20 protein-coding genes are annotated in these 20,533 nt (G+C 50.4%); 9 read left to right on the plus strand and 11 right to left on the minus strand.

Annotated features, from left to right (window positions below):
- Positions 1-71: 71 nt before the first annotated feature.
- Positions 72-1,445 (plus strand): MFS transporter, encoded by a 1,374-nt coding sequence (locus tag AAGR22_RS12285; RefSeq protein ID WP_345827753.1) that lies wholly within the window; start codon positions 72-74, stop codon positions 1,443-1,445.
- 98 nt (positions 1,446-1,543) lie between these two features.
- Here AAGR22_RS12285 and htpX read toward each other — a convergent pair whose 3' ends face one another.
- The 4 genes from htpX to AAGR22_RS12305 all read right to left on the minus strand — a co-directional run bounded on the left by htpX (position 1,544) and on the right by AAGR22_RS12305 (position 5,997).
- Entirely contained in the window at positions 1,544-2,425 is an 882-nt protein-coding gene (htpX, locus tag AAGR22_RS12290) for a protease HtpX (protein WP_067701234.1), read from the minus strand.
- A 241-nt stretch (positions 2,426-2,666) separates the two neighbouring features.
- Positions 2,667-4,706, minus strand: a complete 2,040-nt coding sequence (gene prc, locus AAGR22_RS12295; RefSeq protein ID WP_067701232.1) for a carboxy terminal-processing peptidase — start codon at positions 4,704-4,706, stop codon at positions 2,667-2,669.
- 19 nt (positions 4,707-4,725) lie between these two features.
- Complete coding sequence (gene proQ, locus AAGR22_RS12300; RefSeq protein ID WP_067701228.1) at positions 4,726-5,400, minus strand: RNA chaperone ProQ; 675 nt, start codon at positions 5,398-5,400, stop codon at positions 4,726-4,728.
- A gap of 96 nt (positions 5,401-5,496) precedes the next feature.
- Entirely contained in the window at positions 5,497-5,997 is a 501-nt protein-coding gene (locus AAGR22_RS12305) for a GAF domain-containing protein (RefSeq protein WP_067701224.1), read from the minus strand.
- Positions 5,998-6,224: 227 nt separating this feature from the next.
- Between AAGR22_RS12305 and yebS the strand changes: the two genes are divergently transcribed.
- From yebS to rsmF, 3 genes are all read left to right on the plus strand, one after another.
- A complete protein-coding gene (gene yebS / locus AAGR22_RS12310) occupies positions 6,225-7,469 on the plus strand; it encodes a membrane integrity lipid transport subunit YebS (RefSeq protein ID WP_067701221.1) in 1,245 nt (414 codons plus the stop codon).
- Positions 7,438-10,074 (plus strand): MlaD family protein, encoded by a 2,637-nt coding sequence (locus AAGR22_RS12315; protein WP_345827759.1) that lies wholly within the window; start codon positions 7,438-7,440, stop codon positions 10,072-10,074. Before yebS ends, AAGR22_RS12315 begins: the two co-directional genes overlap by 32 nt.
- A gap of 135 nt (positions 10,075-10,209) precedes the next feature.
- Complete coding sequence (gene rsmF, locus AAGR22_RS12320) at positions 10,210-11,601, plus strand: 16S rRNA (cytosine(1407)-C(5))-methyltransferase RsmF (protein WP_345831590.1); 1,392 nt, start codon at positions 10,210-10,212, stop codon at positions 11,599-11,601.
- 4 nt (positions 11,602-11,605) lie between these two features.
- Here the strand turns inward: rsmF and AAGR22_RS12325 are convergent, their stop codons facing one another.
- From AAGR22_RS12325 to AAGR22_RS12335, 3 genes are all read right to left on the minus strand, one after another.
- Positions 11,606-12,253: a metallophosphoesterase gene (locus tag AAGR22_RS12325; protein WP_345827761.1), complete on the minus strand. Its 648-nt coding sequence runs from the start codon at positions 12,251-12,253 to the stop codon at positions 11,606-11,608.
- A gap of 267 nt (positions 12,254-12,520) precedes the next feature.
- Entirely contained in the window at positions 12,521-12,820 is a 300-nt protein-coding gene (locus AAGR22_RS12330) for a hypothetical protein (RefSeq protein WP_067701214.1), read from the minus strand.
- 404 nt (positions 12,821-13,224) lie between these two features.
- A complete protein-coding gene (locus AAGR22_RS12335) occupies positions 13,225-13,665 on the minus strand; it encodes a hypothetical protein (protein WP_345827763.1) in 441 nt (146 codons plus the stop codon).
- A 394-nt stretch (positions 13,666-14,059) separates the two neighbouring features.
- Between AAGR22_RS12335 and tssD the strand changes: the two genes are divergently transcribed.
- Complete coding sequence (gene tssD, locus AAGR22_RS12340) at positions 14,060-14,548, plus strand: type VI secretion system tube protein TssD (RefSeq protein WP_345827764.1); 489 nt, start codon at positions 14,060-14,062, stop codon at positions 14,546-14,548.
- 247 nt (positions 14,549-14,795) lie between these two features.
- Here tssD and AAGR22_RS12345 read toward each other — a convergent pair whose 3' ends face one another.
- From AAGR22_RS12345 to AAGR22_RS12360, 4 genes are all read right to left on the minus strand, one after another.
- Entirely contained in the window at positions 14,796-15,314 is a 519-nt protein-coding gene (locus AAGR22_RS12345; protein WP_345827765.1) for a DUF2778 domain-containing protein, read from the minus strand.
- A gap of 1,102 nt (positions 15,315-16,416) precedes the next feature.
- Complete coding sequence (locus AAGR22_RS12350) at positions 16,417-17,361, minus strand: HNH endonuclease signature motif containing protein (protein ID WP_345827766.1); 945 nt, start codon at positions 17,359-17,361, stop codon at positions 16,417-16,419.
- 37 nt (positions 17,362-17,398) lie between these two features.
- Positions 17,399-17,983 carry a WYL domain-containing protein gene (locus AAGR22_RS12355; RefSeq protein WP_345827768.1) on the minus strand — a complete coding sequence of 195 codons (585 nt, stop codon included), beginning with the start codon at positions 17,981-17,983 and terminating at the stop codon, positions 17,399-17,401.
- Between the two features lie 12 nt (positions 17,984-17,995).
- Complete coding sequence (locus AAGR22_RS12360; RefSeq protein ID WP_345827769.1) at positions 17,996-18,838, minus strand: phage repressor protein CI; 843 nt, start codon at positions 18,836-18,838, stop codon at positions 17,996-17,998.
- A gap of 115 nt (positions 18,839-18,953) precedes the next feature.
- Between AAGR22_RS12360 and AAGR22_RS12365 the strand changes: the two genes are divergently transcribed.
- From AAGR22_RS12365 to AAGR22_RS12380, 4 genes are all read left to right on the plus strand, one after another.
- Entirely contained in the window at positions 18,954-19,355 is a 402-nt protein-coding gene (locus AAGR22_RS12365; RefSeq protein ID WP_345827770.1) for a hypothetical protein, read from the plus strand.
- A 31-nt stretch (positions 19,356-19,386) separates the two neighbouring features.
- Positions 19,387-19,896: a phage regulatory CII family protein gene (locus AAGR22_RS12370; RefSeq protein ID WP_345827771.1), complete on the plus strand. Its 510-nt coding sequence runs from the start codon at positions 19,387-19,389 to the stop codon at positions 19,894-19,896.
- A gap of 10 nt (positions 19,897-19,906) precedes the next feature.
- Positions 19,907-20,086, plus strand: a complete 180-nt coding sequence (locus AAGR22_RS12375; RefSeq protein WP_345827772.1) for a phage filamentation protein Fil family protein — start codon at positions 19,907-19,909, stop codon at positions 20,084-20,086.
- A 133-nt stretch (positions 20,087-20,219) separates the two neighbouring features.
- Positions 20,220-20,471, plus strand: a complete 252-nt coding sequence (locus tag AAGR22_RS12380; RefSeq protein WP_345827773.1) for a hypothetical protein — start codon at positions 20,220-20,222, stop codon at positions 20,469-20,471.
- Positions 20,472-20,533 lie beyond the last annotated feature (62 nt).

Raw genomic sequence — 20,533 nt, forward strand, 5'->3', positions numbered from 1 at the left:
CGGTTAAGTTGGATTGATCGCCAAAAAATCATTAGCATGGTGATATTCACCCCTCCTGCACAGTAAGGTCGATGCCGAAAACTCCCCCAATGGACGGACTGCCCGTTCCCCAGCGCTATGGCGCTATCCTGGCCATTGCGCTCGGCCTTACCGTTGCGGTGATGGACGGGGCTATCGCCAACGTCGCCCTGCCGACCATCGCCCGCGATTTGCTGGCCAGTCCGGCTGAATCTATCTGGATTGTTAACGCCTATCAGATGGCGATAATCGTCTCGCTACTCTCCCTCTCCTTCCTCGGCGATATTATCGGCTACCGGCGCATTTATCAGGCAGGACTGGTCATTTTCACCTGTACTTCGCTGTTTTGCGCCTTCTCCAGTACGCTGGGCATGCTTACCCTGGCGCGCGTGCTACAGGGCTTCGGCGGCGCGGCGCTGATGAGCGTGAATACGGCGCTGATCAGGATTATCTATCCGCAGCGGTTTCTCGGGCGCGGAATGGGCATCAATTCTCTTATCGTCGCCGTGTCCACCGCCGCCGGTCCAACCGTCGCGGCGGCTGTGCTTTCGGTCGCCTCATGGAAATGGCTGTTTCTGATTAATGTGCCAATAGGAATTGCGGCGCTGGCTCTGGCCCTGCGTTTTTTGCCGGACAACGCGCAGAAAGCCCAGGGGCAGCGCTTTGACGTTATCAGTGCGATGATGAATGCGCTGACCTTCGGCCTGCTCATCTCGGCCCTAAGCGGCTTTGCACAGGGGCAGAACACCCGGCTGATTCTGGCTGAAGTGGCTGCGCTGGTGGTTATCGGCTTTTTCTTTATCCGTCGCCAGCTGCGTTTACCCTTCCCACTGCTGCCGGTTGATCTCTTCCGTATACCGATCTTTTCCCTCTCCATTGGGACGTCGGTCTGCTCTTTCTGTGCCCAAATGCTGGCCATGGTTTCACTGCCGTTCTTTCTGCAATCGGTACTGATGCGGGATGAGGTCGCCACAGGCCTGCTGCTGACGCCGTGGCCGCTGGCAACAATGATCGTGGCACCCATCGCAGGCAGACTGATTGAGCGCTACCACGCCGGTCTGCTGGGCGCTATTGGGCTTGCCCTGTTTGCCTCCGGCCTGTTTGCGCTGGCGCTGCTGCCCGCCTCGCCGGGTGATATGGATATTATCTGGCGCATGGCGCTGTGCGGCGCGGGTTTCGGGCTGTTTCAGTCGCCAAATAACCATACGATCATCTCATCGGCTCCGCGTCAGCGAAGCGGCGGGGCCAGCGGTATGCTGGGAACCGCGCGCCTGCTGGGCCAGACCAGCGGTGCGGCGCTAGTGGCGCTGATGTTCAATCTGTTTGGCGATCGTGGCACGCACGCCTCGCTGGTGCTGGCAGGCAGTTTCGCCGTCGCGGCGGCGGTGGTCAGCGCAATGCGCATCCGCCAGCCCGACCCCGATTGATGCCTTCTGCGGCATAAAAAAACCGGGCCTGTGCTGATGCCTGTCACTCAAAGGTGCTCAGCATCAGGCACAGGCCCGGTTTTGACTCAAACCTACCGCTATTTCAGATATTGACCGCTGCGCAGCGCCTCGATGCGCTTATCCAGAGGTGGGTGGGACATAAACAGCTCGCTGAGCGATTTCGACTTACCGTTGATGCAGAACGCCTGCATGGTGCTGGCCTCCTGCGGCTCATAGCTGGTCTTCAGACGCTGTAGCGCGGCAATCATCTTCTCACGCCCCACCAGCTTAGCCGATCCGGCATCGGCGTGAAATTCGCGGTGACGCGAAAACCACATGGTAATAATGCTGGCAGCAATACCAAAGACCAGTTCCAGCACCATCGAAACGACAAAGTAGACCATTGGGTTGCCGTTGTTGCTCTCCCCTTCATCCCGATCGCCGGAGAGGAAACCTGCGGCCAGCTGGGCCAGTATGCGTGAAATAAAGATAACAAAGGTGTTCACGATACCCTGGATAAGCGTCATGGTGACCATGTCACCGTTAGCAATATGGCTGATTTCATGTGCCAGCACCGCTTCAGCTTCATCCCGGCTCATATTCTGGAGCAGCCCGGTAGATACCGCGACCAGTGACGCGTCACGACGCGCGCCGGTGGCGAACGCGTTAATATCCGGTGCGTGATAAATGGCCACCTGCGGCATGGCGATGCCCGCACGCTGAGCCTGTTGCGATATGGTCTGCATCAGCCAGCGCTCAGTTTCATTACGCGGCTGCTCTATCACTTCGCCACCAACGGATTTCAGGGCCATCCATTTCGACATCAGCAGTGAAACGAACGCACCGCCGAAGCCAAACAGACCCGCCATAATCATCAGGCCATAAACACTGCTCGACTGGATCCCCGTCAGGCTGAGTATCAGCCCGAAAACCAACATTACACCCAGGTTGGTCAGCAGGAAAAGCGCAATACGCATCATATAATTTCATCTTCCTCAGTTAACGGATTCGCACAACGCGGATAGCTATCGTATGGGTTCCGGAAAACATTTCAAGCGCTCTTAATCGTTAAGTACCTAAAAAAACATAACTTTACACTGTGAATGAACCCGATAGCGGATCGGTAAGAGATGCACTTTGGTGGTGCTGAGGAGGGTTGGAATACGCTGGAGGGGGCTGGCAGTAAAAACAAGGGCACAGACTGTGCTGTGCCCTGGGACGTTATTTTGCTGCGGAATCTGACGGTTGAGCTTTCTCAAGCTGCGCCATGTCATTGGCAATATTCACCGTCTCATCCAGATAAGGATCGGGTTCCTTATAGTCCTTAGGCAGATCGTCAAGCTTAGCCAGCGGCTTCTTGCCCTCCTGCTTCAGACGCGCGTTAATGCGCTCCAGACGCAGTGCATCATCTTCATGATTCTCTTTCTCGCGCTCGGCCAGATTGAGAGAGATAATGTTGCGCTTCTCCTTCATCGCGTTGAACCGCGCGATATCCTTGAGGATGTACTGGAACTCCTGATCCTTCGCAATACGTTCCTGATGATCCTTCAGCAGCTGCGGTACCAGCGCTTTAACGTCGCCGGTTTTGGTATAGTTCGCGGCCGTCACGCTATCCCATGGCAGCGCGTTATCCTCAAACTTCTCACCGGTTTCAATCGCTTCCACCCCGGTAGGCATCATCAGATCCGGCGTCACGCCTTTACGCTGCGTACTGCCGCCGTTGATGCGGTAGAACTTCTGAATGGTGTACTGGACGGAGCCCAGCGCAGGCCATTCAGGACGCAGCATCTGATCGTAAATGCGGTTCAGCGAGCGATACTGCTGCACCGTCCCTTTCCCGAAGGTCGGCTCACCCACAATCAGTGCCCGGCCATAATCCTGCATGGCAGCGGCAAAGATTTCCGAGGCTGAGGCGCTGAAGCGATCGACCAGTACCACCAGCGGACCTTTATAATAAACGATCCCGTCGTTGTCGCTGTCCTGACGCACCTTGCCGATGTTGTCACGCACCTGAACCACGGGACCGCCTGGAATAAACAGGCCAGAGAGCGAAACCGCCTCGGTCAGTGCCCCGCCGCCGTTGGTGCGCAGATCGATGACAATACTGTCAACGTTTTGCTTTTGCAGCTTCTGCAACTGAACCTTAACATCGTCGGTCAACCCAACGTAAAAGCCGGGAATATCCAGTACGCCGACTTTCTGCTTGCCCACGTTATGCACGGTCATTTTCACCGCGCGATCCTCAAGACGGATCTTTTCACGCGTCAGCGTAACCAGGCGGGTTTTGGTGCCCTTACCTGCCGGCAGCACTTCAAGGCGCACCTTGCTACCTTTAGGGCCTTTGATCTGCGCAACAACGTCATCAAGTCGCCAGCCAATCACATCCACGATTGGCTTGCCCGGCTGGCCTACGCCGACAATTCTGTCGCCGACGGTGATTGATTTACTTTTCGCCGCCGGTCCGCCTGCCACCATAGAGTTGATGACGGTGTAATCGTCATCCATTTGCAGCACCGCACCGATCCCTTCAAGCGACAGGCTCATTTCGGTATTGAACTGCTCGGTGTTGCGTGGAGAAAGGTAGTTGGTATGGGGGTCGATCTCGTGAGCAAACGCGGTCATCGCCAGCTGGAACACATCTTCGCTGTTGCTCTGGGCCAGACGACGAATGGCAAACTGGTAGCGTTTGGTCAGGACATCGCGGATCTCTTTATCCGTTTTACCGGCCAGCTTGAGGCTGAGTTCGTCATATTTGACTTTCGCATCCCACAGCTGGTTCAGTTCGTCCGTCGTTTTCGGCCACGGCGCTTTGCTGCGGTCGATATCAACGGTGTCATGACCATTAAAATTCATCGGCTTATTGAGTACCGACAGCGCATATTGATAGCGCTCAAAACGACGCTTCTGCGCCAGATTGTATAAATCGTAAAACACGTCCAGCTGACCGGATTTTAGCTCGTCACCCAGGGTGCTCTTCTTGCTGTCGTACTGCTGGATATCAGAGGTCAGCAGCACGTTATGGCTGTAGTCGAGCAGATTAAGATAGCGTTCAAAAATCTTAACCGAAAAATCTTTATTAAGATCAAACTGGCGATAATGAGATCGCGTAAAGCGAGAAGCTACGCGCTCACTCACTGTGGCATGCTGCGGCTCCTGATGAAGCTGAGGGATCTGGTCTGCGCGCACGATGGTATCGGCGGCAAAGACCTGCCCTGCCAGAAGCAGTCCCGCAAGTGCGGTCGTTTTAAAAAAGTTGTTCATGCCCTGATTGGCCTCCGTATCAGAACTGCAAGTGTTCTGCGCGTACTATCATTGCCATGCCGGAAGCTAACTGTACACGGACGCCATCTTTGGTAATTTCAAGAATGGTGGCATCCATCGCACTTTTGCCTGCGGTGACTTTGATGTTCTGGCCGACTTGCAGTGCTGTGGTATCGGTAACGGGTTTGCTGCGCGGTGGTTGACGCTCTGCGGAAGGTGCGCGCTCGGCGGCAGGTTTGCTGCGGACTTTACGCGGCTGCTCACCTTCAGCGCCAGGTTTACGCACCGGCTTACGGGGACGGCGTGGAGCACCTTCTTCACCCGCTTCGCGTTTTTTTGCCTGCTGCTGTTCGCGCTGGGCCTGTACGCGGGCTTTCGCCTCTTCGAGCTGCTTACGGGCATGCTCAACATGCTGCTCTTCAAGGACGCCACACGCATTGCCGTCAAGATCAACGCGCGTTGCGCCTGCCTTGATGCCGTACAAATAACGCCAGCTTGACGTGTAAAGACGCAAAGCAGAACGAAGCTGAGTTTTACTCAGGTTCATTTCGCCCTGAACACGATCAACTAAATCCTGAAAGATGCCGATCTTAAGGGGTTTTGCTTCACCTTCAGCGCTAAAGCATTCGGGAAAACGCTCTGCCAGAAAGGCGATAACTTCTTTACTGCTATTCAACTTAGGTTGATTTTCCATGAAATTTCCTGATTACAACGGGTTTGCCAATCAGCGCAGGCATGAACAGGCGTCATTATAATGACACCGTCAGCAAATGCTACGTGATCCAGCGCTTTAGCTGCGTTTGATGTGAATAAATTTTTCCACATCCGATCCGGCCAGCACTTCACACAGCCCGTCGGTCAATGTTTTCAGTCCGACTTCATCATCATTGTCGAAGCGGTTATATTCCACGCTGTCGATATCCAGAACGCCGATTGTCTGGCCATTCACCACCAGCGGCAGGACGATTTCAGCATTGCTGGCCGCATCACAGGCTATATGGCCCGGGAAGGCGTGAACGTCCGCAACGCGCTGGATCGTGCATTCGGCTACCGCCGTACCGCACACCCCTTTACCCACAGGAATACGTACGCAGGCAATTTTGCCCTGAAACGGCCCTAATACCAGCGTGTCTGGCTCGGTCAGAAGATAAAACCCTGCCCAGTTGACGCCTTCAAGACGCTCGAATAAAAGCGCGCTACAATTACCCATTGCGGCCAGGAAGCTGGTTTCACCGGCGATAAGCGCGCGCAAATCGCGGTTGAGGTCCGAATAAAATTCTGTTTTTGTCATTTTTTAACCATTGTGGAAACTTGTCGCGCGGTGGATGATGACCGCACCTGATAAAATAAGCATGATATGTTCAGATCGATAAGGTGAATCATCTCAAGAGTTAATATACCCTTAGTACCGTCTGGACCTTAAGCATGACCCGATGTGTTATCTGACATCATGGTGTACGACCAGGCCTAACCCTGCCCTGCATACGCACTGCCGGGTCAATCAGCATAGTCAGGATTATGAAAATACTCACCATTAGTCATGCTCTGCCTCAGGCACGTTATCAGCGTTGTCCACAATGCGATACCCTTTTTTCCTTGCCGGATGTGAAATCAAACGAGTCTGCGCACTGCCCGCGCTGCAATGCACGCATCCTGAACGGTCGCGACTGGTCAATGACCCGTCTGACCGCCATGGCCGTCACCATGCTCTTGCTTATGCCGTTCGCCTTTAGTGAGTCGCTGGTTTCTATTCGGCTGCTCGGCACCAATATCAGCGCAACCCTGATTGGGGGCATTTATCAGATGGCCCAGCAGGGCAACGTGATCACCGCCTCTATGGTGGCGTTCTGCACCATTGGTGCGCCGGCGACGCTGGTGGCGTCAATTGCTTACCTCTATTTCGGCAAAAAGCTGGGGATGAATCTTCGCCCGGTACTCTTAATGCTCGAACGGCTGAAAGAGTGGGTCATGCTGGATATCTACCTGGTGGGTATTGCCGTCGCCTCAATTAAAGTGCAGGACTACGCCAGCATCACACCCGGCCCCGGACTGGTGGCCTTTATCTCGCTGGCAGTGCTCAGCCTGGTCACCCTGATTCATATGAACATTGAGCAGCTGTGGCACCGTTTTTATCCACAGCCGCAGCCGCAGGTTTCACCCGATAAGCTCAGGGTATGCCTGAGCTGCCACCATACCGGGCTACCTGACGAACGCGGACGCTGTCCCCGCTGTCATACTCCGCTGCGCCACCGTCGCCGCTTTAGCCTGCAAAAATCCTGGGCGGCGCTAATAGCGGCGATAGTTCTGCTCATTCCGGCCAACCTGCTGCCCATTTCTGTTATCTATCTGAATGGTGCCCGTAAAGAGGACACCATACTGTCAGGGATACTCTCGCTGGGATCGGGGAATGTGCCCGTCGCGGCAGTGGTTTTTATTGCCAGTATTTTAGTACCCTTTACTAAAGTGATTGTCCTGCTGACGTTGTTGATCAGCATACATTTTAACTGTGAACAGGGTCTTAAAACCCGTATCCGGCTACTGCGAGTGGTTACCTGGGTTGGGCGCTGGTCTATGCTGGACCTGTTTGTCATCTCGTTAACCATGTCGCTGGTCAATCGCGATCAGCTTCTGGCTTTTACTATGGGACCGGCGGCCTTCTATTTTGGCTCATCGGTCATACTTACTATCCTTGCCGTTGAGTGGCTGGATAGCCGTTTACTTTGGGATGCTCATGCAACAGGAAACGCCGACTACACCGACTGACGCACGTATAAAGAGACGGCGCAGAATTTCACCGTTCTGGCTGCTGCCTTTTATTGCGCTGCTTATCGCGGGCTGGCTCGTCTGGACGAATTACCAGGAGCGCGGCACCACGGTCACCATTGATTTTGCCACGGCTGACGGCATCGTCCCAGGCCGTACGCCGGTGCGCTATCAGGGCGTAGAGGTCGGGCTTGTGCAGGGCATCAGCATGACTGACGATCTGCGCACCATCAAAATCAAGGCCAGTATCAAGAGCGATATGCGCGATGCGCTGCGCGACGAAACGCAGTTCTGGCTGGTGACGCCCAAAGCATCACTGGCAGGCGTATCGGGTCTGGATGCGCTGGTGGGCGGCAACTACATCGGTATGATGCCGGGCAAGGGCAAACCGCGTGAGAATTTCGTCGCGCTGGATACGCAGCCTAAATACCGCGTTAACACCGGCGAAATGCTCATTCATCTGCATACGGCCGATCTGGGATCGCTGAACAGCGGCTCGCTGGTCTATTTCCGTAAAATTCCCGTTGGCCGCGTTTACGACTACAGCATTAATGCGGGTAATCGGGGCGTTACTGTCGATGTGCTGATTGAGCGACGCTTCACTAATCTGGTGAAAAAGGACAGCCGCTTCTGGAATGTCTCCGGGCTTAAGGCAGATGTTGGGTTAAGCGGGGCGAAAGTGCAGCTGGAGAGTCTGGCGGCGCTGGTGAACGGTGCCATCGCCTTTGACTCGCCGGATGCCTCACCCCAGGCAAAAACGGATGATAACTACGATCTCTATCCCGACCTGGCGCACAGCCATCGTGGGGTGGTGATTGCGCTGGATCTGCCTGACGGTAAAAATCTGCGAGCCAACAGTACGCCGCTGATGTATCAGGGGTTGGAAGTAGGCACCCTGACCGCACTCAATTTGCAGCCGGGCGGCAAGGTAACCGGTGAACTGACGCTGGATCCGTCCGTTACCGGGCTGATGCGTACCGGCACGCGTATTGAAATGCGCAGCCCTAAAATCAGCCTGACCGACAGCAGCCTCAGCAGCCTGCTGACCGGCAATACGCTGGAGCTGATCCCCGGCGACGGTGAGCCGCAGGATCGCTTTACCGTCTTGCAAAGCAACGCTGCGCTACTCCAGCAGCCGGACGCCATTGCGGTGAAGCTGACCGCCCCCGAAAGCTACGGCATTGATGCAGGGCAACCCCTGATGCTGCACGGTATGCAGATTGGCCAGGTTGTCAGCCGCGATCTTACCGACAAAGGGGTTAATTTCAGCGTGGCCATCGCGGCTAAATACCGCCATCTGGTACACGGTGACAGTAAGTTTATCATCAACAGCCGGCTGGACGTGAAGCTGGGACTGGACGGGATGGAAGTGCTGGGTGCCAGCGCCAGTGAATGGGTCAACGGCGGCATACGGCTGGAGCCTGGTAACAAGGGTGAAGTGAAATCCAGCTACCCGCTCTATGCCAATGCGGAGAAGGCGGCGGAGGGTATTACCACCAATCAGCTGCCCACCACCCTCACCCTGACAGCCAACAGCCTGCCCGATATTCAGGCCGGTTCCGTGGTGCTCTACCGCAAGTTCCAGGTGGGCGAGATCGTAGATGTCATTCCGAAAGCCAGCCAGTTTGACGTGCGCGTGCATATCAAGCCGGAGTATCGCAATCTGCTCACGGCGAACAGCGTGTTCTGGGCTGAGGGCGGCGCGCGCGTACAGCTTAACGGCGGCGGACTGACGGTCCAGGCTTCACCGCTTAACCGTGCGATAAAAGGAGCGATCAGCTTTGATAACCTGACCGGCGCGGGCATCGGCCTGACCAGTAAAGACAAACGCGTGCTCTACGCCTCTGAGACGATGGCGCGTGCGGTAGGCAGCCAGATTATGCTGCACACCTTTGATGCCAGTAAGCTTTCACCCGGTATGCCGATTCGCTACCTTGGCATAACCATTGGGCAGCTTGAATCGCTGGCGCTGAATCAGGATAAAAACCAGGTGATCGCAAAAGCCGTGCTTTACCCTGAATACGTGAATGATTTTGCGCGCTATGGCAGCCGCTTCTCGGTGGTCTCGCCGGTTATCTCCGCGGCCGGGGTTAATCATCTTGATACGCTGCTGCAGCCCTATATCAATGTCGATCCGGGTAAAGGCCAGGCGCAGCGCACCTTTGAACTTCAGGAGTCCACCATCACCGACGCGCGCTATCTTGATGGCCTGAACGTGGTAATGGATGCGCCTGAGGGCGGCTCGCTTTCCGTGGGTACACCGGTGCTGTTCCGCGGAATTGAAGTGGGTACCGTGACCGGCACCTCTCTGGGCGCAATGGCTGACCGGGTGCAGATAACCCTGCGGATCAGTAAAAAGTACCAGCATCTGGTGCGTAATAACTCGGTCTTCTGGCTGGCCTCGGGCTATAACCTGAAATTCGGTCTGATCGGCGGGGTGGTGAAAACCGGCACCTTCCAGCAGTTCATTCAGGGCGGCATTGCGTTTGCCACGCCGCCAACGATCCCGCTGGCGCCGCAGGCCACCTCTGGCAAGCACTATCTGCTGGAGGACGAAGAGCCGAAAGACTGGCGTAAATGGGGGACCGCGGTTCCCGCTAAATAAGTCATAACGGGCAGCCAGGCTGCCCGTTTTTTTTACGTCCCCCGCCTGTGGTAAACTCCCTGCACTTTATCCCAGCGGAATTTTTCAGTGTCCCAATCTTCCCGAGTCTATTTCCCCGAGTCATTTCTCGACCAGATGCGCACCCTGCTGCCCGATGCAGCGGATTATGAGCGCTTTATCGCTATCAGCCAGCAGCCGCTGCGTCGCAGCATTCGCGTCAATACGTTAAAAATCACCGTCGAGGCATTTCTGCTGCTGGTTGAACCGTACCGCTGGGCACTGACGCCCATTCCCTGGTGTAAAGAAGGTTTTTGGATCGCACGGGAAGACGCCGATGCCCTGCCGCTGGGCAGCACGGCGGAACATCTCGCTGGCCTGTTTTACATTCAGGAAGCCAGCTCAATGTTGCCGGTCACCGCGCTGTTTGACGGCATGCCAGAGCCCGAGCGGGTGATGGACGTTGCCGCTGCGCCCGGCTCCAAAACCACGCAGATTGCCGCCCGCATGGGTAACCGGGGCGCCGTGCTGGCCAACGAGTACTCTGCCAGCCGGGTGAAGGTGCTGCATGCCAACCTCAGCCGCTGCGGCGTCAGCAATACCGCGATTGCCCATTTCGACGGTCGCGTATACGGCCCGGCCCTGCCTGAAAGCTTCGACGCGGTACTGCTGGACGCGCCCTGCTCGGGTGAAGGCGTTATCCGTAAGGATGCGGATGCACTGCGCAACTGGTCGCCCGAAAGCACGGCTGACATTGCTGCCACCCAGTACGATTTAATCGACAGCGCTTTCCATACGCTGCGTCCGGGCGGCACGCTGGTCTATTCCACCTGCACATTGAATCAGAGTGAAAACCAGCAGGTCATCGCCTGGCTGATGGCCAAATATCCCGACGCGGTGGCGATTGAGCCGCTTAACGGGCTGTTCGCGGGCGCAGAGCGCGCCGCTACGCCGGAGGGTTTTCTGCACGTGTTCCCGCAGATTTTCGACAGTGAGGGCTTTTTTGTGGCGCGCCTGCGCAAGCTGCAAAGCGTTCCGCCGATGCCCGCGCCGGGCTATAAAGTCGGCAAACTCCCCTTCTCCCCGGTCAAAAACCGGGAGCAGCAGGAGATCAGCGCGGCAGCAGCAAAAGCGGGACTGGTATGGAACAGTGCGACACACAGCCTGTGGCAGCGCGATAAGGAGCTGTGGCTCTTTCCGCAGGCGATAGAATCCCTGCTGGGTAAAGTGCGGTTTTCACGTATCGGCATCAGGCTGGCAGAAACCTTCCCTAAAGGCTGGCGCTGGCAGCATGAAGCCGTGATTGCGCTGGCGAACCCGCACGCCACCAACCGCTTCGAACTGACGCTTGCCGAAGCCGAAGAGTGGTACAGAGGACGGGATATCTACCCGGAACGGGACCTGCCGGGAAGTGAAATTTTGGTCACCTGCCAGCATCAGCCTGTCGGCATAGCTAAAAAGGTGGGAAGCCGGATAAAAAATAATTATCCGCGCGATCTGGTGCGCGACGGAAAACTTTTCTCATCCTGATGGCTTACTGTATCTGCGCCAGCGTCAGCGAGTGACCAAAAACAGCACCGGTATCTATATAGTGCTGATTGAAAGCGTGAAGCGGCGTATCAAGGGGCGTATGACCAAAATAAAAGGCATCCGCCCCACGGATCTCCGCACCCGTTCCGTTTTGCAGGCGTTCAAGACGGGTCCTGCTCCAGACCACGTCGGTGGCATCCACCGCGGCCCCCCAGGCGTAAACGGCGGCGGGGTAATCGGCATGAGCGACCACGACAATGCGGCTGCCCTGCACGATATGCAGGATCAGCGGCAGCAGGCGGCACTGGCTCAGCGCATGCTTTGCCTCGATCATGCCCGGCCCGCTCAGCTCATAAAACCAGTCGCCACCGTTTCGAATCCACGAACTGTGCTGTCCAACGGTCAGCGCAGCGATCGCCATTTCTTCATGATTACCCCTTACACTGCGAAACCACGGCTCAGTCAACAGCGTCAGGCAGCCGAGACTGTCCGGCCCCCGGTCGATCAGATCGCCGACGGCGACCAGCAGGTCCTGAGAATAATCAAAATTCACCTCACGCAACCTTTCATCCAGCAGTTGCCGACAGCCGTGCAGGTCGCCGACGATATAGATATGTCGCCAGCTTTCACCGTTAAGAGACTGATAGATCATAATGAGACCGCCCAAACATTTCCGGAAATTATTGACTGTATGTTTAAGATTAACCTCCTACAGTGTAGGCAGTTTACCGACGAGGGTAGTATGAGCTTATGAGCAGCCGTAAACAGTTTTATTGCCTGCTGGCGGTCATTACCGTGGGGAGCGTGCTGGTGATTGAGGGGCTGGCGAGACTGGTGCACCTGATTATTGTGGGATAAAGCCAGGGGCAGCGTCAGCGGTGAATCAGAGTGATTCACGCCTGACGCAACGATAACGGGATTACCTGGCTTTCAGGGCCCGCGGGTTTTTGCGCAGCGACGCCGACCAGTTATACTCTTTAATCTCACTCTCTTTCGCAGAGGCAGGCTTGCGAGGCTTGCTGGCGATAACCGCTTTAGTCGTCTCCTTCACTACGCGATCTTTCATCACCAAACGCTTAGCTTCCTTCAGGATCTCTTTTTCCTCTTTCTTGCTGGCGATATGCGCCAGTTTAAGCGTCAGATGCTTCACTTTGGCTTGAACCAGCTCTTTCTCGGCATCGGTAAACTGGTCAATCGAAATTTCTTTGTCACTTTTCATCAGGTTGGCTCCAGGCCATTACGTACGGACGCAATTGTCGTGTATCGGTCTTGCCTCCTGAGGGTAGAGCCTTGACGCACGATTAACAAGAGAAAGCGCATATTTCGTGCGGAATAATCGGAAATTCGTTGACTATAGTCTTAAATCTGAGGTAAACGCGGCCGATTGTGCTGACATGTTAGCTGGCTGGGTAAATGATCATCGCCTGCAAAAGCAGGCATTATGGGTTCAATTTGTCGCTGATGTTTCCAGCGTGTATGGCTGGAACGCGATCGAATATTCTCCCATCCCCTCATTAACCTTCTTCATCCTTTACTGCAACGGCGTCAGTTCATCCCTCAAAAATACCAGAACACATAGCAGACGAAGCGTGGACTTAAGATCAATTGATTAAAATGGAATGTTTAATTCTCCCAATCAATCATTTCATCCAGCCTTTTCAATATGTCAGGGAAAAAGCTCTCATTAAGACCAAAACTGCCTTTAACCTGAACGCTGTCAGCATGGGGCTCTGGGCGAAGAATAAAATTGATAGTTACGCTATCAATAGTATTTTCATTGGTCAGTATCATGTCGAGCTGATTGATATCACTCCGATAGTTAAACGGCTTGAGTTTCTGCTGATTGATTATCGCCTGATGAAAAGCTGAGAATTCCTTTTTGAGCATTTTAAGTTCACCGACGGTAAACTCTGTCTTGAACGCTACCTTCAGGCCGCTAACCGAAAATTCGACCCATGACTGTATCCAGTCCCAGTGATGGTTAACTGGATCGGCTTCGTTATCCACTATGCGTTCAAAGGGATCGATAGCGAATGTAAACTCTTCATTCCTGATATCAAACATGGAAATTTCCCTGTCAGCTAATGAAAATATTTAAAATGAGATATGGTCCAGTCTGATTCCCTGACTATTACTTCAAATTTGTATTTCTGATGGACGTATTCACGACGCTGCCTATCGTAGCGTAGTTTATAAATATCCGTTTCATAGCGGAACATCCCCTTTCCTTCACGGGGATCTGCCGTACGCTTACCATAACGAATAACTTTCCCCTCTGGAGCCAGACTAATTTTCACTCAGGGTTTGAGGTCCAATCATGTATAAAACTACGCTTGTGAATTAAATTACTGATATATAACAATTTCCTTTTATTTTGACGGTTTGAATGATCTAAGCCAACGTCAGGTTCACTTAATCAGAATAAAATACGATCTTTATCAAACAAAAGGATATATAGATGCCAATCCCTGCTAACATGTGGCTCAAGGACGACGGCGGTGCAGACATTAAAGGGTCTGTTGATGTTCAGGATCGTGAAGGCAGCATTGAAATTATCGGTTTATCCCACGGCTTAACGCTGCCAGTTGATGCTGCGAGCGGTAAAATCACCGGTACCCGCCAGCATTCATCTATGATGCTTGAAAAAGAAATTGATAGTTCTTCTCCATATCTCAATCGTGCAGCTGCTACAGGGCAGGCGCTGCAAATCGCTGAAATCCGTTTTTATAAAATCAATGATGCGGGGCAAGAGGTTTGCTATTACATCATACTTCTGGAAAACGTTAAGGTAACGAGTGTAAACAGCTCTATTCCTAACACGAAGCTATCCAGTTCACAGCTAAACCATGTAGAACACGTCAGCCTCAATTACGAAAAAATCACCTGGCACTACGTAGACGGTAACGTGAAATTTGCCGATGCGTGGAACGAGCGAAAAACTGTTTGAAAAAACATGCAGCTATCGGCGTATTTTTCTGATTATTCGAATTGTGGCTATGTAGCAGACCATGGCGAATGCTAGCGAGCAAATAACCCAAGCCAGGGCCCATAAATCATCAAAGTTTTCCTGGCTTACATTCCCATCCAGCCACTCTGCAAAATGTTGTGTAGTTTCGAGGCTGATAAACTTAGCAGGATCTATTAATCTCGCCCCGATGTAGCACAACAGCACAAACCAAACCAGATGGGCAATTCTACGAGCAAATGTTATAGCCATTACAGACAACCTCGATCTTGCCGTAGGCCATAAGGTCTTTCATGCACGGGACATGAATCTGCGGGGTATTGATCAGGGCATTGCGGAGTGTGCGGAAATCAGCGTTACTAACAAGTGTTATACAGCCGTCTGATAAAACGCCCGGATGTAGCCTGAAATGCTCGCGTTTGACTCCTTCTATCCATGTAGAATCATCAATACTCCAGTCATTAGGGTAAAGCGCGAACCATTCTGAACGGGCGAACTCCGCGCCGCTATGGTATTTGTTGTAAGTGTCTTTAAAAAAAGCAATTATTTTCGAAACGGGGCCACCGCTGCCTCGTCCTACGATCCAATATCGCCCCTCGGGGATTGGACCATCTCCCGGATGTTTCCCACAACCGCCCCGGTTTTTATAAGCACCATTGCCGGAGAATGCCATCAATGTACCTACCCCGGGAAAAGATAATGGCGCTATATCTGCTCCGTTGAGTAAAAACTTTCCATTTAAAGCCACTGAAGTTCCTTGATATTTTTTATATTCGCCTATGGTAGCGCCAACTACGACTCAATAGATTGAACTACAGCAAGGAATTTTTCATTATTCTGCTTGCTCGAAAGAGCCTTATGGCAGAAGAACAGACCGAATACTAATCATGGTTATAAATATCAATCACTTAGATGGTGAGATTGCTACAAAATGACTACGATGTCACATTGACGGACTAGACAATTATGTAACTTATTTCTTATCTCCATAGTCACAAGTTCGAACTATAAATTTGTAATCATCTTCATATTTAACTGAATATAGAACCTTGTCATCGCTAATAAAAGAAACTTTTCCATCAGTAACATTTAAACAAGGGTTCTTATCGAACATTTCATATTGGTAAATAAAATTGGTGATTGTGCTTTTAATTGAATTTTCAGACTTTATATAAATCAATGATGAAAAATGATATGCAAACGAGCCATACATTACCAATGATATTATTTTCAAGAATATTGTTGTCTTAAATAGGAAGTTCTCTTCATTTATTTTGTATCCCGGGAATATTATTGATTTAAGTTTATCATTGTATATAAAAAACCAGGACCAAATGGGTAAGCTAATTATAGCTATAAGGGATAGAGAGAAAAGTACGATTGATATTAAGGCTGGTATGAATGCAATAGAGGATAATATTAGTGCATGCGGAAAGTTTGTTGGTGATACGCTGGTGATCTGGTTTATTAATAGTCCTGCTATACATACGGCGAAATTCGTACATATAGTTAACCCTAGTAATAGGGTAGCTTTACCTAACGTCGTTTCATATAGATATTTATGAATTCTTATCGCGTCAGCTGAAACGGCATAAGTCCAATATGTCATTGTTATTAGGAGTAAGGCTCTCATGGTTTCGAGTGATAGAATATGGTTGAATATTGTGCAGATCAAAATTAAAGCAATTAGATTAACTAGCGTTTTCTGCGAGTTATTTAATCTGCCGTAAAATAATGATGTTTTATGAGAAAATGTGGTCATTTTATGTTGTTTCATTTTCATTCAGATGTCCATACTAAACTCAGTCATTTAGTTCGAAAGATTATATTAAACAATGGCGATTGAATGGCTACAGCATCAAAATGAAGGATGCCCATCTTTCTTCTAAAGCTGCAGTAGATAAAGAATGTTTGATTTCTATCTTATTATCTTCGAATGTCATGTAGTATTTTTCTTTCACCAGTTTAGAAAAGTGCACCGTCAGACTTGTTGGATCAATAGCCATTAAATTCAAATCAAATAGAGTATGAAGGTCAGATCTCAAGAGTATTCCATTGCTGATGTGATTATGTGTATTATTCCTATAAGCATCAATATGAGCAGCTTCGAGAATATCAACCAGCTCACATCCTGTAATAGCACAACGTGGATTTTTTGAAAGGAGAGTTTCGCGAAATTTTCTTTGACCTCGCCTCTGCTTTATGCTTCTTTCTAAAATTTTTCTTTCATCATTACAATTACGCTCAACATTGTCGTCGGCATCGTGCTTACCAATTGTGGGATCTATAACTTTATTCAGATTTAGCAACGTATCAATCCATTCAAAATTAATTTCTTGGATTGAGCTTTGACCATTATATCTAAGAGTATTTTCTTTAAGTAGATCCATAGAAATGAAATCTATTTTTTTGAAATTTGTACCATACTCCGCTGTAAACTCAGTAGCATTGACATTCAAAATTAGAGGTTTATCAAATTTGTGATTGTTACTACATCTCCATAGGGGAAGTAATTTTTTTCGAGGAACCAGTTTTTTTGCGTCACACCCCGGAAATGGACATTTATTCCTAGATTTCACTTTTGGACTCGTTTTTAATTCCGTAATTAATGATACTCCCAAAACTACATCTCTATCGGTAATAATCACTAAATCACCGACTTTTACATTTTTATGATTACCTACATCATTATCGTAGCGATAATTTTTAGAGTAGTCATCATCATAACCATTATTACCATGATATCTCAAATCTTCGTGTTTGATTGTCTTAAAAGACCATGCTTGTTGCGACATCATATTTCCTATTAAAAGTAAATTCCGCTAATCTATTTCAGGCCTCAATCTCTGTTGCCCATTCATAAGGATCCATCGACTGGCCAGTACCCCGCAAAATAATGTCACCCTCAATGCGATCAAGACGGAACGTCCTGAATTTTCGGGCAGCATGACAGTAACCTTCAAGGTACTGACCATCAAAACTTTTGACATCAACCTCACGGAAGCGACTTACACCTTCAGCGTTAACATAGTTGAAAGCAACATCATTTAAGCCTTTTGATTTTGAAGCTTTTGCATAGTTTTTGGAGCGATAAGACTGCTGAGCTTCGTCTTGAACTTGATCATTAAAGAAACCTAGACTGTTTTTATGCCCATTTGCAGCATCAATATAGCTTTCCTTTGGTTCTATATATCTGTAATTGCAATACAGCTGTATAACGCCGCCAATTATGAGCATTATTATTATCGCAGGAAATTGGTTATCATCATTAGCTGCTGAACCGCCAGTAGCTAAGAAGTAAAAACCAGCTAATAACGACTTAAAGAATTTATTAGAATTGCTCTGCTGCTTTATACATATACTGCGTACAGACCACGCACCTAAAATCAAACCTAACAGTGCTAATATTGTTGGCATATCCCTACCCTCTTAGAAATTATAATCCATTGTTAAAACAATTTTACCTGCAGCACTGACCTCTTCAGCACCGCAAGTGAAACTTGACGCTTTGTTAGATACGCTAATTTTTCGCCCAGGTAACATTGCAACATCATAAACGTCGAATTTATTATCAATACCCAGTAGCCAGCGACCATTGCTAATTTCCGTGACCCCAGTGTCAACAATCCATGATCCGACATTGCTGAAAACATATAGCGGTTCGATCATCGCGTGTGGGATAAAACTTAAGTCAATATTCCAACTGGCGGCATCCTGAAGAACCCCCGCCGTTAAGTTTTTACGAGGAATGAAAGAGGCGGTAATGGTTTTATCGTTACTTTCAACATTAATCCCCTTTCCTGTGGCAAGCCATAACAAAGGAACACCAGTATCAAGCGCACATGTAACTACAACATCGCCAGGGAAGTAATCACGCCGTACCCAAGTGCTTACGGTGCCAGATGATATTTTGAGAAGATCACAAAGCTGTTTTTGCAGTGTAAAGCCATATGCATCCAGAATTCTGCGAAGAACTGGCTTACCGCCGTTGGACATTATTTCTTCGTATAAAGCTTTACCTTGACCAAGTGAATGCGGAGCATCAGAGTTTGCTTTTGCAAGTTCGCCACTTACTAACCATTGCAAATCGGCCCCTGTATCCAGGGCGCACTTAATGATCGAGTTACCCGGAACACTGTCACGCTGAGTCCAACCACTGATATTATTGGCAGGTATACCTAATGCCAGAGCCAACTCTTTTTGCGTTTTGACCCCATAAGAAGACATCAATCTTTCAAGCACTTCGGTACTTTTACCCATCTCATCAATCATAAAAAACACCACTAGGTGATAAATAATCATTTACCTAATCGCTTTTACGATCTAAAGTGCACTCACACCACATGAAACACCATAGAACGAAACGCCCCAAAGGAGATACTGCGATATGCATACTCAAAATGCAAACAGCCAGAACGCATTTGACTTAAAACAATCACCTGAACTGATCGCTAATATTACATCTGCGCTAATGCCTGTGCTCAGTGCAGCTGTGAATGCCGCTGTTGAAAAGGCAATGGTATTAAACACCTCTGCAACGATGTCCAAAGAGGATTTTGCTGCAGCAAACGGGATAAGCAAGTCAGTATTAGAAAAATGGATTGCCAATGGCGTTGTGTTACTCGCTCCCACTCCTTCAACGACTTACACGCAAAACCGCAAGAATAAGAAAACAGGCGAAGTTAAGGAAACCACCATGACAAAACATGGCAACCCCCTGATTAACGTGGCTGCGTGGCGCGAGAAAAATCGCCAACACGCTCTTAACTGCCGCTACATCAAGCCTTAACTTGATTATGCAAGCTAAAGGAGCGAACTCCATGTTTGATTTTCAGGTTTCCCAACAATCGCACTATGAAAATGCCTGCCGGGCTTTTGTCTCCCGCCACAACATCCGTGAGCTGGCCGACAAGGTAGGCATGAATCAGCAGACTTTACGTAACAAGCTGAACCCCGATCAAGCGCATCAGCTTACTGCACCAGAAATCGCAATGCTGACCGACGTTACTGAAGATGCCACGCTGATCGATGGCCTGTTGGCGCAGATGAAATGCCTGCCAGCCGTACCAATGAATGAAGTAAAAGCCGAGCGCATGACGCACTACGTTATGCAGGCAACTGCCGAGTTGGGGAAAGTTGCAGCCGCCGCAGTATCTGGCGAAAGAATGACAGCCTCACGCACAAGCGCTTTCATGGAAAACGTTAACGCAGGCATTCGCTGCCTGTCGCTTATCGGCTTAACCGTTCATGCGCGTGTCCAGTCAAACCCGACTCTTGCAAGCACCGTTGATGCAATCAGCGGGATAGGCGCGTCAATTGGCCTGAGCTGAGGTGAACAATATGATTTCCTTTGCATCATTGCTTAAGCGCCAGAATCCGTCACCTGCTTACGGACACGGCTGGATTATGGGGAAAGACGGAAAGCGCTGGCATCCAAGTAATGAGCAGAAAGCTCTGCTGCGTGGGCTGACAAAGAAACAAAAGCCATCGTTCAAATTCATTCTTAAGGTAGGGGCATAATATGGGGCGCACCGGACTGGCAATAAAAACCGAGCAACCTGCAAAACCATTCACACAGATTCACCTTGTGCATGCCCGTGTTGATACCGTTGAGAGAATGTCTTTCAGCGAGTTTCAGCAGGCGTGGCGCAGAATGCGTAAGAACAATGACAACCCGGCGCTGCGTTATTTCAACCGCCAGAATGAAGAGTTTAAATTCTGCGTAATGACCCTGGCTAATCGCGAGCGCCCGGCAACATTCAAGCAGGATGAAATAGGCAGACCATTCGAAAGTTTCACTGAATCGCAGCGCGAAATGATTATCAGGGCAATGAATAAAATGTGTCGCTGGGGCCGTATTCTTCCCCGTCATTTTTCAGTCGCAGACAGTCTTTTATCTGAATAAATAACGAATCTCAAAATCAATGGCGTAAACACGCCGGGCATTCTTTTGCCCGCAATCAGGAG

Origin of the sequence: Erwinia sp. HDF1-3R, assembly GCF_039621855.1 — a bacterium.
Classification (GTDB): domain Bacteria; phylum Pseudomonadota; class Gammaproteobacteria; order Enterobacterales; family Enterobacteriaceae; genus Erwinia.